This window comes from Streptomyces sp. NPDC056948 (assembly GCF_042674225.1).
Classification (GTDB): domain Bacteria; phylum Actinomycetota; class Actinomycetes; order Streptomycetales; family Streptomycetaceae; genus Streptomyces; species Streptomyces purpurascens.
In genome coordinates, this window is record NZ_JBHUQX010000221.1 from 1 (window position 1) to 15,366 (window position 15,366).

The following is a 15,366-nucleotide window of genomic DNA, read 5'->3' on the forward strand; positions in this document are numbered from 1 at the left end:
GCCGCTGGGGCTGTCCCGCAGATACGACGTGCTGTCGCTGCCGTCCGCCGTCGCGTGTCCGCCGGAGGCGGTCGGTCCGCCGCCGTCCCGGCGTCTCAGATAGCGCTCGAACTCGCGCGCGATGGCCTCGCCCGAGGCCTCCGGCAGCTCGGCGGTGTCCCGGGCCTCCTCCAGCGACTGGACGTACTCGGCGACCTCGCTGTCCTCGGCGGCGAGCTGGTCCACGCCCACCTGCCAGGCGCGCGCGTCCTCGGGCAGCTCGCCCAGCGGGATGCGCACGTCGATCAGGTCCTCCAGGCGGTTCAGGAGAGCCAGCGTGGCCTTCGGGTTCGGCGGCTGCGACACATAGTGCGGCACCGCCGCCCACAGCGAGACGGCCGGTACGCCCGCGTGTGTGCACGCCTCCTGGAGGACGCCCACGATGCCCGTGGGGCCCTCGTACTTGGTCTCCTCCAGGTCCATCCGCTGGGCCAGGTCGGCGTCGGACGTCGTCCCGCTGATCGGAACCGGACGGGTGTGCGGGGTGTCGCCGAGCAGGGCGCCCAGGACGACCACCAGCTCCACGCCCAGTTCGTGCGCGAAGCCCAGCAGTTCGTTGCAGAACGAGCGCCACCGCATGGATGGTTCGATGCCCCGGACGAGGACGAGATCGCGGGGCTTGTCCCCGCCGACCCGGACCACCGACAGCCGTGTCGTCGGCCAGGTGATCTTACGGACGCCCGCTTCCATGAACACCGTGGGGCGGTTCACCTGGAAGTCGTAGTAGTCCTCGGCGTCCAGCGCCGCGAACACCTCGCCCTTCCATTCCCTGTCCAGATGCGCGACCGCGGTGGAGGCGGCGTCGCCGGCATCGTTCCAGCCCTCGAACGCGGCCACCATGACCGGGTCGACCAGCTCGGGAACCCCCTCGAGCTCGATCACCCAGTGCCTCCTTCCGACGTACCCTCACGAACGCCCCAACCTTACGGCGTGCCAAGGGGGCGCCCGCAGCCCCCTCGCAGGGGGAGTGACCCCATCACTGCCCCGCGATCCGCCCCTGAACACCCCGGATTCATCCGAGCTGTCCGTGAGGCTCCGGTCACAGCGTGGAGCGCAGCCACTGCTCCACGCTCGCGATGTGCACGGTCGCCCACGACCGCGCCGCCTCGGCGTCCCGGTCGCGCAGGGCCGCGAGGATCGCCCGGTGCTCGCGCAGGGTGCGGCCGACGGCGTCCTCCTGGGTGAGGCCGCGCCAGATCCGCGCCCGGGTGGTGGGGCCGGACAGCCCGTCGAGCAGCGAGCACAGCACGGAGTTGCCCGAGCTGTGCACGATGCCCCGGTGGAACTCCAGATCGCAGGCGACGAGATCCTCCACGGACGGGGCGTCGCCGAGCTTGTCGAGCTGGGCCGTGAGCGCGTCGAGCTGCTGCTCGCTGATCCGCAGCGCCGCCATGGCCGTCGCGGCCGGCTCCAGGATGCGGCGTACGGCGAGGAACTCCAGGACCGTGTCGTCGCGGTGGAAGTCCACGACGAAGCTCATCGCCTCCAGCAGGAGTTGCGGGTCGAGGCTCGTCACATACGTGCCGTCGCCCTGCCGGACGTCCAGGATCCGGATGAGGGAGAGCGCGCGCACGGCCTCCCGCAGGGAGTTGCGGGACAGGCCGAGATCGGCGGCGAGCTCGCTCTCCTTGGGCAGCCGGTCGCCCGGGCGCAGCGCGCCGGAGACGATCATTCCCTTGATCTTCTCGATCGCCTCGTCGGTGACTGCCATGGCCGGCCTCCTGTCGCTTAAGACCTCCGACGTATCACGTCATTATGCGGGGACGGACACGCGGAGGGGGCGGCTCCGTCGGCGTGGAGCCGCCCCCTCGGGTACGGGTCGAGAAATCGCGCCTACTTCTTGTCGAGCAGATCCTGGACCTTGGCGCGGACGTCGTCCGTGGCCAGGCCGCGGATCGTCAGCGTCGTCCGGCGGCGCAGCACGTCGTCCTGCGTCTCGGCCCACTCGTGGTCCCGGGCCCAGGCGACCTGCGCCCAGATCTCCGGGGCGTCCGGGTGCACGCGCTCGGCGAGCTCCGGGCTGTCGTTGGCCATGCGGGCGATGTCGAACGCCAGCGAGCCGTAGTGCGTGGCCAGGTGCTTGGCGGTGTCGGCGCCCATGCGCGGGCCGGGCGCCGGGCGGTCGGTGAGCAGCCGGTGGGCAACCGCGCGCGGGTTGGCGATGCCGGGCAGCGGCAGCTTCTTCGGCAGCGAGCTGATCGGCTCGAAGTCGTCGCCCAGGGGGTGGCCCGGCAGCGACTCCAGCTTCTGCATGACCGTACGGCCGATGTGCCGGAAGGTGGTCCACTTGCCGCCCGCGACGGACAGCATTCCGCCCCGGCCCTCGGTGACGACCGTCTCCCGCTTGGCCTTGGAGGTGTCGCCGGGGCCGCCCGGCAGCACCCGCAGGCCCGCGAAGGAGTAGGTGATGAGGTCGCGGCTCAGCTGCTGGTCGCGGACGGAGAAGGCGGCCTCGTCGAGGATCTGGGATATGTCCTTGTCGGTGACCGAGACATCCGCCGGGTCGCCCTCGAACTCCTCGTCGGTGGTGCCCAGCAGCAGCATGTCCTCCCAGGGGAGGGCGAAGGTGATGCGGTACTTGTCGATGGGCGTGGCGAGCGCGGCCTTCCAGGGGGAGGTGCGCTTCAGGACCAGGTGGGCGCCCTTCGACAGGCGGATGGACGGCGCCGCGTTCGGGTCCTCCATCTTCCGCAGGTGGTCGACCCACGGGCCGGTGGCGTTCAGCACCAGCCGCGCGCTGACGCCGAACTCGTCGCCGGACAGGCGGTCCTTCAGCTCGGCGCCCGTGACGCGGCCCTGCGTGAAGCGCATGCCCGTCACCTCGGCGTGGTTGAGGACCACCGCGCCCGCCTCGACGGCCGCGCGGACCGTCATCAGCGCCATGCGCGCGTCGTTCATCTGGTCGTCGCCGTACACGGCCACGGCCTTGAGGTTGTCGGTGCGCAGCTCGGGCACGTCCTGCGCGGCCTTGGCCGGCGAGAGCAGGTGCCCGACGCCGTCACCGAAGGCCGACAGCGCGGAGTAGGCGAAGACGCCCGCCCCGAGCTTCGCCGCGCCGTGCGGCCCGCCCTTGTACACGGGCAGGTAGAACGTGAGCGGGTTCGCCAGGTGGGGGGCCACCTGGCGGGAGACCGCACGGCGCTCGAAGTGGTTCTCCGCCACCAGCTTCACCGCGCCGGTCTGCAGGTAGCGCAGACCGCCGTGGAGCAGCTTGGAGGAGGCGGAGGACGTGGCACCGGCGAAGTCGCCGGCGTCGACCAGAGCCACCCTGAGGCCGGACTGCGCGGCGTGCCAGGCGGTGGAGATGCCCAGGATGCCGCCGCCGATCACGAGAAGGTCGTACGACGCCTTGGCGAGCTGCTCCCTGGTCTCGGCTCGGCTCGGGTTCGAGCCGGAGGCCGGGTGCGTCCCCAGGGCAGGCACGGACTGCAGGGTGGACTGAGTGGTCATGCTGTTTCTTACTCCTCGTCCTCGAGCCAGCCCATGGTCCGCTCGACGGCCTTGAGCCAGCTCTTGTACTCACGGTCGCGGATCTCCGCGTCCATGCGGGGGGTCCACTCGGCGGCCCGACGCCAGTTGGCGCGCAGGTCGTCGGTGCTGTTCCAGAAGCCGACGGCGAGGCCGGCGGCGTAGGCGGCGCCGAGGCAGGTGGTCTCGGCGACCATCGGGCGCACCACGGGGGCGTCCAGGAAGTCCGAGAGCGTCTGCATCAGCAGGTTGTTGCTGGTCATGCCGCCGTCGACCTTCAGGGCGGTCAGCTCGACGCCGGAGTCCTTCGTCATGGCGTCGGCGATCTCCCGGGTCTGCCAGGCGGTGGCCTCCAGGACGGCGCGCGCGAGGTGCGCCTTGGTGACGTACCGGGTCAGACCGGCGATCACACCGCGGGCGTCGGAGCGCCAGTACGGGGCGAACAGGCCGGAGAAGGCCGGCACGAAGTAGGCGCCGCCGTTGTCCTCGACCGACAGGGCGAGGGTCTCGATCTCGGCGGCGGTGGAGATCAGGCCCATCTGGTCGCGCATCCACTGCACCAGCGAGCCGGTGACGGCGATCGAGCCTTCCAGGGCGTAGACCGTGTCCTGCTCGCCGATCTTGTAGCCGACCGTGGTCAGCAGGCCGCTGTACGAGTTGATGATCTTGTCACCGGTGTTCATCACCATAAAGGTGCCGGTGCCGTACGTCGACTTGGTCTCGCCCTCGGAGAAGCAGGTCTGGCCGAACAGGGCCGCCTGCTGGTCGCCGAGCGCGGAGGCGACCGGGATGCCGCCGAGCAGGTCGCCCAGCTTGCCGCCGGTGATCTCGCCGTAGACCTCGGCGGAGGAGCGGATCTCGGGCAGGACCTGCTTCGGGACGCCGATGGACTCGCAGATCTTGTCGTCCCACTGCATGGTGTGCAGGTTCATGAGCATCGTGCGGGAGGCGTTGGTGACGTCCGTGACGTGCTTGCCGCCGTTGACACCGCCGGTCAGGTTCCAGATGACCCAGGTGTCCATGGTGCCGAAGAGGATGTCGCCCGCCTCGGCGCGCTCCTGCACGCCGTCGACGTTCTCGAGCAGCCAGCGGGCCTTGGGGCCGGCGAAGTAGGAGGCGAGGGGGAGGCCCGTCTCGCGGCGGAAGCGGTCCTGGCCGACGTTGCGGCCGAGCTCGCGACAGAGGCCGTCGGTGCGGGTGTCCTGCCAGACGATGGCGTTGTGGACGGGCTCACCGGTGTTCTTGTCCCACAGCACGGTCGTCTCGCGCTGGTTGGTGATGCCGATGGCCTTGATGTCGTCGCGGGTGATGCCGGCCTTCGCGATGGCCCCGGCGACGACCTCCTGGACGTTCGTCCAGATCTCGGTGGCGTTGTGCTCGACCCAGCCCGGCTTCGGGAAGATCTGCTCGTGCTCCTTCTGGTCGACGGACACGATCCGGCCGTCGCGGTCGAAGACGATGCAGCGGGAGGAGGTCGTGCCTTGGTCGATGGCGGCGATGAAGGGGCCGGCGGTGTGCGCGTCGGTCACTGTGTGCTCCTGGAAGTTCCGTGTTTATGGGGCTTTACGTACGGCGCGTGCTGAGAGTTTCGCGAGGAGCGGGAAAGACTGCCGCTCCTGCGCGAGAACCACTTGCTCCTAAGCGAATGCGACGTTGTAGATGCCTGCGGCGATGGCCCCGCCGATGAGCGGACCGGCCACCGGGATCCAGGCGTAGCCCCAGTCGGAGCCGCCCTTGTTGGGCAGCGGCAGCAGGGCGTGCACGATACGCGGTCCGAGGTCACGGGCCGGGTTGATCGCGTACCCCGTCGGGCCGCCGAGCGACAGACCGATGGAGACCACCACGAGCGCGGTGATCAGGGCACCCAGGGTGCCCAGGCCGTTGCCCTCGTCGTTCAGGCCCTGGGTGAGCACGGCGAGCACCAGCACGGCCGTGCCGATGATCTCCGTGGCCACGTTCTGCCAGGCGACCCGGACCTCGGGGCCGGTGGAGAAGACGCCAAGCACGGGGCCGGCGCCCTTCTCCTGAGCCTCGACGGCCTTGGCCGCGGTGTCCTGCGCACCCGGACCGCCGACGATCTCGCGGTCGGTGAGGTGGGCGTGGAACTGGCCGTAGTAGGCGATCCAGACCAGGGCCGCGCCGATCATGGCGCCGAGGATCTGTCCGGCCCAGTAGACCGGGACGTTCTTCCAGTCGCCGTCCTTGATGGCGATGCCCAGCGTCACGGCCGGGTTCAGATGGGCGCCGGAGAGCGGCGCCGTGGTGTAGACCGCCGTGAGCACCGCGAAGCCCCACCCGAAGGTGATGGCGAGCCAGCCGGCGTTACGGGCCTTGGAAGCCTTCAGTGTGACGGCGGCGCAGACTCCGCCGCCGAGGAGGATGAGTATGGCGGTACCGATGGTCTCGCCGATGAAGATGTCGGAGCTGGACACCCGCGACTCCTTTGTCCTTCGTCCAGGGGGGAAGTTCGATACCGGCCTGGCGTTGTCCCACTCTAACGCGTATTGCCGGTAGCTGTTCGACAATGTCGACCGATGGACGGGAGTCTTGCTTCGGGGTTACGAGCACGTCAAGAGCTCCGTTGTCGAAAACACGATCGTTACTGATCGCTGCCCGTCCTGTGGATCTCCGATGCCCGTGACCGCGGACATGCCGAAGACCGGAACGCCGCACGACGCCCCGGTCCCGCTGTGTGCCGTCAGAACCGCCCGGCGCCCAGATCCCGCGACACCGCGCGGGCACAGTCCCGGACGGCCGCGATCAGCTCCGGCCGCACCGCGCCCTCCTCGTCGGACCGGCACAGCCGCTCCACGGCGCCGGTGATGCCCACCGAGCCCACGGGCATGCGCCGCCGGTCGTGGATGGGTGCGGCGAGGGAGGCGACGCCCTCCCAGGTCTCCTCGACGTCCGCCGCGTAACCACGCGCGCGGGTGACGTCGAGGAGGTGCTCGAAGTCCTCCGGGTCGCACACGGTCCGGTCGGTGAACGCCTTGCGGTCGTTCTCCAGGGCCTCGCTGTGCGCCACCGGGTCGTAGGCGGACAGCACCTTGCCCAGGGCCGTGGAGTGCAGCGGCTGCATGGCCCCGATCTCCAGGACCTGCCGGCTGTCGTCGGGCCGGAAGACGTGGTGCACGATCAGCACGCCCTGCTGGTGCAGGACGCCCAGGTAGACGCTCTCGCCGCTGGAACGGGCCAGGTCGTCGGCCCACACCAGGGCGCGCGCCCGCAGTTCGTGCACATCGAGGTAGGTGGTGCCCAGGCGCAGCAGCTCCGCGCCCAGCTGATAGCGCCCGGAGGCGTCGTCCTGCTCCACGAAGCCCTCCTGCTGCAGCGTGCGCAGGATGCCGTGGGCGGTGCCTTTGGCCAGGCCCAGCGACGAGGCGATGTCCGACAGGCCGAGCCGTCGCTCGCCGCCCCCGAGCAGCCGCAGCATCGCGGCCGCCCGTTCGAGCGACTGGATGTTCCGTGCCATCGCCGTACTGCCTCCGTCCCCTTCGACCGCCGACAAGCGGCACCACAGCCCTTGTTCGGCAATGTCGAACACTACCGGTCGATGCCGACCTCTCGCTAATGGCCGGACGCCATTTGTTGCGTGACAGACGGTTCATCGGACGCCCGAAGGCCGCCCCGCCGCCATCGGCGTCCGCGTCGTGGACGCGCTGCCCATCCAAGCCGACTCCCGGTTACGCTGGCGCGGTGCGCCCTTCCCCGGATGCCTAGCGGATGTCCGGGAAGCCGCAAAGCCGACAGCCGTCGCATCCGAGGGAGCCCTCTTACATGGCCTCGTTGCCGCTGACCCCTTCCGCTGACAGCCGGACCCGCGTGTCCGCCCTCCGAGAGGCCCTGGCCACCCGTGTGGTCGTGGCCGACGGTGCCATGGGCACCATGCTCCAGGACCAGGACCCCACGCTCGAGGACTTCGAGAATCTCGAGGGCTGCAACGAGATCCTGAACCTGACGCGGCCGGACATCGTCCGATCCGTCCACGACGCGTACTTCGCGGTGGGCGTGGACTGCGTCGAGACCAACACCTTCGGCGCCAACCACACGGCCGCGGCGGAGTACGAGATCTCCGACCGCGTGCACGAGCTGTCCGAGGCGGGCACCCGGATCGCCCGCGAGGTGGCCGACGAGTACGCCGCCCGGGACGGCCGGCCGCGCTGGGTGCTCGGCTCCGTCGGCCCCGGCACCAAGCTGCCCACGCTCGGCCACGTCGCGTACGCCACCATCCGCGACGGCTACCAGGCCAATGCCGAGGGCATGCTCGCCGGCGGCGCCGACGCGCTGCTCGTGGAGACCACGCAGGACCTGCTCCAGACGAAGGCGTCCATCCTGGGCGCCCGCCGGGCCATGGAGGCCACCGGCGTCGACGTGCCCCTGCTCTGCTCGATGGCCTTCGAGACCACCGGCACCATGCTGCTCGGCTCCGAGATCGGCGCGGCGCTGACCGCGCTGGAGCCCCTCGGCATCGACATGATCGGCCTGAACTGCTCCACCGGCCCCGCCGAGATGAGCGAGCACCTGCGCTATCTGACGCGCCACTCGCGCATCCCGCTGCTGTGCATGCCGAACGCGGGCCTGCCGATCCTGACCAAGGACGGCGCCCACTTCCCGCTCGACGCCGAGGGCCTGGCCGACGCCCAGCAGAACTTCGTCCAGGACTACGGCCTGTCCCTGGTCGGCGGCTGCTGCGGCACCACCCCCGAGCACCTGCGCCAGTTGGTGGAGCGCGTCCGGGACATCACCCCGACCGAGCGCAGCCCGCAGCCCGAGCCGGGCGCCGCCTCCCTCTACCAGAGCGTGCCGTTCCGGCAGGACACCTCCTACCTGGCCATCGGCGAGCGCACCAACGCCAACGGCTCGAAGAAGTTCCGCGAGGCGATGCTGGACGCCCGCTGGGACGACTGCGTGGAGATCGCCCGGGAGCAGATCCGCGAAGGCGCGCACATGCTCGACCTGTGCGTCGACTACGTCGGCCGGGACGGCGCCGCCGACATGGAGGAGCTGGCCGGCCGCTTCGCCACCGCCTCCACCCTGCCGATCGTGCTGGACTCCACCGAGATCGACGTCATCCAGGCCGGCCTGGAGAAGCTCGGCGGCCGCGCGGTGATCAACTCGGTCAACTACGAGGACGGCGACGGCCCCGAGTCCCGCTTCGCCAAGGTCACCCGGCTCGCCAAGGAGCACGGCGCCGCCCTCATCGCGCTGACCATCGACGAAGTGGGCCAGGCCCGCACCGCCGAGAAGAAGGTCGAGATCGCCGAACGGCTCATCGACGACCTGACCGGGAACTGGGGCATCCACGAGGAGGACATCCTCGTCGACTGCCTGACGTTCACCATCTGCACCGGCCAGGAGGAGTCCCGCAAGGACGGCATCGCCACCATCGAGGGCATCCGCGAGCTGAAGCGGCGCCACCCGAAGGTGCAGACCACCCTCGGCCTGTCCAACATCTCCTTCGGCCTCAACCCGGCCGCCCGCATCCTGCTCAACTCCGTCTTCCTCGACGAGTGCGTCAAGGCGGGCCTGGACTCGGCGATCGTGCACGCCAGCAAGATCCTGCCGATCGCCCGCTTCAACGAGGAAGAGGTCCGCACGGCCCTCGACCTGATCCACGACCGCCGTGCCGAGGGCTACGACCCGCTCCAGAAGCTCATGCAGCTTTTCGAGGGCGCCACCGCCAAGTCCCTCAAGGCCGGCAAGGCCGAGGAACTGGCCGCCCTGCCGCTGGACGAGCGCCTGAAGCGGCGCATCATCGACGGCGAGCGCAACGGCCTGGAGGCCGACCTGGACGAAGCCCTCCAGGAGCGCTCCGCCCTCGACATCGTCAACGCGACCCTGCTGGACGGCATGAAGGTCGTCGGCGAGCTGTTCGGCTCCGGCCAGATGCAGCTCCCGTTCGTCCTCCAGTCCGCCGAGGTGATGAAGACGGCCGTCGCCCACCTCGAACCGCACATGGAGAAGACCGACGAGGCCGGCAAGGGCACCATCGTCCTGGCCACCGTCCGCGGCGACGTGCACGACATCGGCAAGAACCTCGTCGACATCATCCTGTCCAACAACGGCTACAACGTCGTCAACCTCGGCATCAAGCAGCCGGTCTCCGCGATCCTGGACGCCGCCGAGGAGCACCGGGCCGATGTCATCGGCATGTCCGGGCTCCTGGTCAAGTCCACCGTGATCATGAAGGAGAACCTGGAGGAGCTGAACCAGCGCGGACTGGCGGCGAACTTCCCGGTCATCCTCGGCGGCGCCGCCCTCACCCGGGCCTACGTCGAGCAGGACCTGCACGAGATCTACCAGGGCGAGGTCCGCTACGCCCGCGACGCCTTCGAGGGCCTGCGCCTGATGGACGCCCTGATCGGCGTCAAGCGGGGCGTGCCGGGAGCGAAGCTGCCCGAGCTGAAGCAGCGCCGCGTCCGGGCCACCGCCGCGGCCGTGGTCGAGGAACGCCCCGAGGAGGGGCACGTCCGCTCCGACGTCGCCACCGACAACCCCGTCCCCGAGCCGCCCTTCCGGGGCACGCGCGTGATCAAGGGCATCCAGCTCAAGGAGTACGCGAGCTGGCTCGACGAGGGCGCCCTGTTCAAGGGCCAGTGGGGCCTGAAGCAGAACCGCACCGGCGAGGGCCCGTCGTACGAGGAACTCGTCGAGACCGAGGGCCGGCCCCGGCTGCGCGGCCTGCTGGACAGGCTCCAGACGGAGAACCTGCTGGAGGCGGCCGTGGTCTACGGCTACTTCCCGTGCGTCTCCAAGGACGACGACCTGATCCTCCTGGACGACCGGGGCAACGAGCGCACCCGCTTCACCTTCCCGCGCCAGCGCCGGGGCCGCCGCCTGTGCCTGGCCGACTTCTTCCGCCCGGAGGAGTCCGGCGAGACGGACGTCGTGGGCCTCCAGGTCGTCACCGTCGGCTCGCGCATCGGCGAGGAGACCGCCCGGATGTTCGAGGCCAACGCCTACCGCGACTACCTCGAACTGCACGGGCTGTCCGTGCAGTTGGCCGAGGCGCTCGCCGAGTACTGGCACGCGCGCGTGCGTTCCGAACTCGGCTACGCCGGCGAGGACCCGGACGAGATGCAGGGCATGTTCGAGCTGAAGTACCGGGGCGCCCGCTTCTCCCTCGGCTACGGCGCCTGCCCCAATCTGGAGGACCGCGCCAAGATCGCCGACCTGCTCCAGCCGGAGCGCATCGGCGTCCACCTGTCCGAGGAGTTCCAGCTCCACCCCGAGCAGTCCACGGACGCCATCGTGATCCACCACCCGGAGGCGAAGTACTTCAACGCCCGCTGAGCCGCCCCACCAGGCACACGGGCCAAAAGAGGCGCTTCGTCCGCGCACGACGTAGACTGGTCGGTCCACCGCAGGCCGGTTCCCCCCGTGGGAGCCGGCCTGAACGTCCCTCAAGGAGGTACGTGGATGACCAGTACGGTCCCCGCGCTCGGAACCCGCACGGCCGAAGGCTCCGCCCTGCAGGCGGTGCTCCTCGACATGGACGGCACCCTGGTGGACACGGAGGGCTTCTGGTGGGACGTCGAGGCCGAGGTCTTCGCCTCCCTCGGCCACACGCTCGACGAGTCCTGGCGCCATGTCGTGGTCGGCGGCCCCATGACCCGCAGCGCGGGGTTCCTGATCGAGGCCACCGGCGCCGACATCACCCTCGACGAGCTCACCGTGCTGCTCAATGACGGCTTCGAGGACCGCATCGACCGCGCCCTGCCGCTGATGCCGGGCGCCGGCCGGCTGCTGGCCGAGCTGTACGAGTACGAGATCCCCACGGCCCTGGTCTCCGCCTCGCACCGGCGCATCATCGACCGGGTGCTGACCTCGCTGGGCGCGCACCACTTCCGTCTGACGGTGGCCGGTGACGAGGTGCCGCGCACCAAGCCCCACCCCGACCCGTATCTGGCGGCCGCCGCCGGACTCGGCGCGGACCCGGCCCGGTGCGCCGTCATCGAGGACACCGCGACCGGCGTCGCCGCCGCCGAGGCCGCGGGCTGCCAGGTCGTGGCGGTGCCCTCCGTGGCTCCCATCGCCCCGGCCCTCCGCCGTACGGTCGTCACCTCCCTCGAAGAGGTCGACCTGACATTTCTGCACGGGCTGATGACGGAAATGCTCTAGCTGTTCACCCAGCGTGCAGCGGAGTTAAGAGGGCAATTTCGTAGATGAATTCGACCCTCTCCGGGCGATCTCCGGGCGGTCGAATTACCGTACTCCGGAACCCGTTTGCGATGTGACGTTCCCCACGCCGCCGGGGGTCGACAGCGGATCCGGCGTGTGCCGTGGGGGGCCGCTGACGTGCCCTTGTGTCCCGATTGGTGGAACGCTGTACCAAAGCTTCCGCCATCGGGTTTTCGGTGCGTCCACGCCCGGTTCCGTAGCGTGATGAGTGCTCAACTCCGGTCGCTGCGAACCTTCCTGCCGGCCCGGACTAATCTCGTTGCGAGAACATCGCCCCACCCCCGTGATCCGCTGCGCCACCCCTGCATGCCGGATACACGGAGTCGACAGCTCTGGAGAAACTCGAGCATGAACCGCAAGACTTTGGTGCTGCCGGCCGTGATCGGCCTGCTCGCGCCGGTGCTCGCCGCCTGCGGCGGGCCCGACAGCGGGAGCGACGACGGCGGCGCGATCGTCGTCGGCACCACGGACCGGTTCACCGCCTCGAAGGACGCCCCCGCACCCCTCGACCCGGCGTACGCCTACGACGTCGGCACCTGGAACATCCTGCGCCAGACCGTGCAGACCCTGATGATCCAGCCGCGCGGCGAGGGCGACCCGGTGCCTGAGGCGGCCGAGAGATGCGGCTTCACCGACACCGGCAACGAGCGCTACGCCTGCACCCTGCGCGACGGCCTGAAGTTCGCGAACGGCGACCCCGTCACCGCGTCCGACGTGAAGTACTCCATCGACCGCGCCCGCTCCCTCAAGGCCGACAGCGGCGTGTTCGCGCTGCTGTCCACCATCGACACCGTCGAGACGCAGGGCGACCGCGACGTCATCTTCCACCTGAAGAACGCCGACGCCACCTTCCCGTACAAGCTGTCGACCCCCGTCGCCGGCATCGTCGACCCCGACGAGTACCCGAAGAACAAGCTGCGCGACGGCTTCGACCTCCAGGGCTCCGGCCCGTACACCCTCAAGGCCGACGTCGAGAACGACGAGCTGGTCAGGGCCGAGTTCACCCGGAACCCCGACTACAAGGGGAGCCTCAAGGTGAACAACGACAAGATCGACATGCTCTCCTTCAAGGACGCCGACGCCATGGGCGAGGCGATCGACAAGGGCGACATCGACCTGATGACCCGCACCATGGCGCCGGACCAGATCCGCAAGCTCTCCGGCGACACGGACACCGGCATCGACCTCGTCGAGATGCCCGGCCTCGAGATCCGCTACCTGGGCTTCAACACCGACGCCCCGACCGTCGAGTCCAAGGCCGTGCGCCAGGCGATGGCCCAGGTCGTCAACCGCAGCGAGCTGGTCTCCAAGGTCTACGGCTCCCAGGCCGAGCCGCTGTACTCGCTGGTCCCGGCCAGCGTCACGGGCCACTCCAACTCGTTCTTCAACAAGTACGGCGACGCGAACGTGACCAAGGCCCGTTCCCTGCTGAACCAGGCGAACATCACCACCCCGGTGAAGCTGACGCTGCACTACACGACCGACCACTACGGTCCGGCCACGAAGAAGGAGTTCGAGGTCCTGCGCGACCAGCTGAACTCCAGCGGCCTGTTCGACGTAGGTATCAAGGGAACGCCGTGGGACACGTTCCGCCCGGCCGAGAAGAAGGGTGAGTACGACGTCTACGGTATGGGCTGGTTCCCCGACTTCCCGGACGCCGACAACTTCCTCGCGCCGTTCCTCGACAGGGACAACACCCTTGGTTCGCCGTACGACAACAGCCAGATCCGCAACACCCTGATCCCGGAGTCCCGCCGCGAGGCGGACCGGTTGTCCGCCTCCACCAGCCTGACGGACATTCAGGACATCGTCGCCTCCGACGTGCCGGTGCTGCCGCTGTGGCAGGGCAAGCAGTACGTCGCCGCGCGCGACGACATCACGGGTACCGCCTACGCGCTCAACTCCGCGTCGACGCTCCAGTTGTGGGAGCTCGGCCGGGGCGTGAGCGGCTGACGTACCCGCTGGAACCCCGGGGCCTGTGACCGCGGCCCCCGGGGAGCCGTGCCCCGGAGCCAGGGACATGCTCCGGGCGTTCTCGAGAACCGACGACAAGGCACACACGTGAACATACGCAACCAGTGGCCGGTCCTGCCGATCGTGGCGGGGCTCGCCTCCGGCCTGCTGACCGGCTGCGGCACGGAGACCGGGGACTCCGCGGGAGAAGGCTCCAACGTGGTGGTGGGGATGTCCGACGACGTCCTGGCCACCGACCCGGCGTCCGGCTACGACCCCGGCTCCTGGCTGTTGTTCAACAACGTCTTCCAGTCGCTGCTCAGCTTCCCCAAGGGCGCCACGGAACCGCAGCCCGAGGCCGCCGAGAGCTGCGCCTTCACCGACACGCAGACCTCGGTCTACAGGTGCACGCTGAAGGACGGCCTCAAGTTCAGCAACGGTGACGCCCTCACCTCGGAGGACGTCAAGTTCTCCTTCGAGCGGATGCTGAAGATCAACGACCCCGACGGGCCCGCGGTCATGTTCCCCACGCTGGACGAGGTCGAGACCCCGGACGAGACGACGGTCGTGTTCCACCTCAACACGTCCGACGCCACCTTCCCCAGCAAGATCGCCTCCGGCGCCGGCTCCATCGTCGACCACAACGAGTACGACGCGGGCAAGCTGCGCAAGGACGGCGGGGCCGTCGGCTCCGGCCCCTACAAGCTCGACTCGTTCGACGACGGCCAGGCCGTCTTCTCCGTCAACGAGAACTACAAGGGCACCGCCAAGGTGAGCAACACCGGCGTGACGCTGAAGTTCTTCGACGGCGACCAGACCGCCCTGAAGCAGGCCATCCAGAAGGAGGAGGTCGACATCGCCTACCGCGGCCTCACCGCGGGCGACGTCGCCGACATGGAGAAGGCCGACGACGGCACCGGAACCGAGGTCGTCGAGGGCAGCAGCGCCGAGGTCCAGCACCTGGTGTTCAACATGGACGACCCGGTCGCCGGAAAGCTCGGCGTCCGCAAGGCCATCGCCCACCTGCTCGACCGCGAAGCCCTCATCAAGGACGTCTACCAGGGCACCGCGACCCCGCTGTACTCGATCATCCCGGCCGGTGTCGCGGGCCACAACACGGCCTTCTTCGACACCTACGGCGCCCGCCCCTCCCGGTCCAAGGCGGCCGGCGCGCTGCGTGCCGACGGCATCACCGGCAAGGTGAAGCTGACCCTCTGGTCGACCCCGTCCCGCTACGGCCCCGCCACCGACCAGGAGTTGACGGCCATCGCCGGCCAGCTCAACGCCAGCGGCCTGTTCGACGCGGACGTCAAGTCGGTCTCCTTCGCCCAGTACGAGAAGGACATCGCGGCCGGCAAGTACGGCGTCTACGTGAAGGGCTGGGTGCCCGACTACCCGGACGCCGACAACTTCACGGCCCCCTTCTTCGGCAAGGGCAACGTGCTGGGCAACAACTACGACAACGACACCATCACCGGCACGCTCATCCCGAGCACCGCGGCCCTGACCAACCGCGCCGCCACCGACAAGGAGTTCGGGGAGCTGCAGGACATCGTCGCCGACGAGCTCCCCGTCCTGCCGGTGTGGCAGGCCAAGCAGTACGCGGTCGCGCGCGAAGGTGTCTACGGACTGGAATACTGCCTCGACGCGTCGACCGTGTTCCGCTTCTGGGAGCTCAGCAAGGACGCGTGACGCACACACGTGAAGGGCGCCCCCTGCCTCGGC

Annotated in this window: 10 protein-coding genes; 4 read left to right on the forward strand and 6 right to left on the reverse strand. The window is 69.5% G+C overall.

The window, feature by feature from the left end:
• From ACFTZL_RS26290 to ACFTZL_RS26315, 6 genes are all read right to left on the reverse strand, one after another.
• Positions 1-921: PAC2 family protein (locus ACFTZL_RS26290; protein ID WP_382587490.1), on the reverse strand; the 921-nt coding region annotated here is incomplete at its 3' end.
• Between the two features lie 157 nt (positions 922-1,078).
• Positions 1,079-1,750, reverse strand: a complete 672-nt coding sequence (locus tag ACFTZL_RS26295) for a FadR/GntR family transcriptional regulator (RefSeq protein WP_189726593.1) — start codon at positions 1,748-1,750, stop codon at positions 1,079-1,081.
• Between the two features lie 122 nt (positions 1,751-1,872).
• Positions 1,873-3,489, reverse strand: a complete 1,617-nt coding sequence (locus ACFTZL_RS26300; protein ID WP_382587493.1) for an FAD-dependent oxidoreductase — start codon at positions 3,487-3,489, stop codon at positions 1,873-1,875.
• An 8-nt stretch (positions 3,490-3,497) separates the two neighbouring features.
• On the reverse strand, positions 3,498-5,036 hold the full coding sequence (glpK, locus tag ACFTZL_RS26305) for a glycerol kinase GlpK (RefSeq protein ID WP_382587496.1): 1,539 nt from the start codon (positions 5,034-5,036) through the stop codon (positions 3,498-3,500).
• A 108-nt stretch (positions 5,037-5,144) separates the two neighbouring features.
• Positions 5,145-5,939: an MIP/aquaporin family protein gene (locus ACFTZL_RS26310; protein ID WP_382587499.1), complete on the reverse strand. Its 795-nt coding sequence runs from the start codon at positions 5,937-5,939 to the stop codon at positions 5,145-5,147.
• A gap of 266 nt (positions 5,940-6,205) precedes the next feature.
• Positions 6,206-6,979, reverse strand: a complete 774-nt coding sequence (locus tag ACFTZL_RS26315) for an IclR family transcriptional regulator (RefSeq protein WP_382587502.1) — start codon at positions 6,977-6,979, stop codon at positions 6,206-6,208.
• A 305-nt stretch (positions 6,980-7,284) separates the two neighbouring features.
• Here ACFTZL_RS26315 and metH point away from each other — a divergent pair, with 305 nt between their 5' ends.
• From metH to ACFTZL_RS26335, 4 genes are all read left to right on the forward strand, one after another.
• Positions 7,285-10,800, forward strand: a complete 3,516-nt coding sequence (gene metH / locus ACFTZL_RS26320) for a methionine synthase (RefSeq protein ID WP_382587505.1) — start codon at positions 7,285-7,287, stop codon at positions 10,798-10,800.
• 126 nt (positions 10,801-10,926) lie between these two features.
• A complete protein-coding gene (locus ACFTZL_RS26325) occupies positions 10,927-11,628 on the forward strand; it encodes an HAD family hydrolase (RefSeq protein ID WP_382587508.1) in 702 nt (233 codons plus the stop codon).
• Between the two features lie 408 nt (positions 11,629-12,036).
• Complete coding sequence (locus ACFTZL_RS26330) at positions 12,037-13,641, forward strand: ABC transporter substrate-binding protein (RefSeq protein ID WP_382587511.1); 1,605 nt, start codon at positions 12,037-12,039, stop codon at positions 13,639-13,641.
• 108 nt (positions 13,642-13,749) lie between these two features.
• On the forward strand, positions 13,750-15,333 hold the full coding sequence (locus tag ACFTZL_RS26335) for an ABC transporter substrate-binding protein (protein ID WP_382587513.1): 1,584 nt from the start codon (positions 13,750-13,752) through the stop codon (positions 15,331-15,333).
• Positions 15,334-15,366: the final 33 nt, after the last annotated feature.

Excerpts from the sequence above, each read along its gene's own strand:
- ACFTZL_RS26315 (WP_382587502.1), bottom strand. The coding sequence starts at position 6,979 with ATGGCACGGAACATCCAGTCGCTCGAACGGGCGGCCGCGATGCTGCGG.
- ACFTZL_RS26295 (WP_189726593.1), bottom strand. The coding sequence starts at position 1,750 with ATGGCAGTCACCGACGAGGCGATCGAGAAGATCAAGGGAATGATCGTC.
- ACFTZL_RS26330 (WP_382587511.1), top strand. The coding sequence starts at position 12,037 with ATGAACCGCAAGACTTTGGTGCTGCCGGCCGTGATCGGCCTGCTCGCG.
- metH (WP_382587505.1), top strand. The coding sequence starts at position 7,285 with ATGGCCTCGTTGCCGCTGACCCCTTCCGCTGACAGCCGGACCCGCGTG.
- ACFTZL_RS26300 (WP_382587493.1), bottom strand. The coding sequence starts at position 3,489 with ATGACCACTCAGTCCACCCTGCAGTCCGTGCCTGCCCTGGGGACGCAC.
- ACFTZL_RS26325 (WP_382587508.1), top strand. The coding sequence starts at position 10,927 with ATGACCAGTACGGTCCCCGCGCTCGGAACCCGCACGGCCGAAGGCTCC.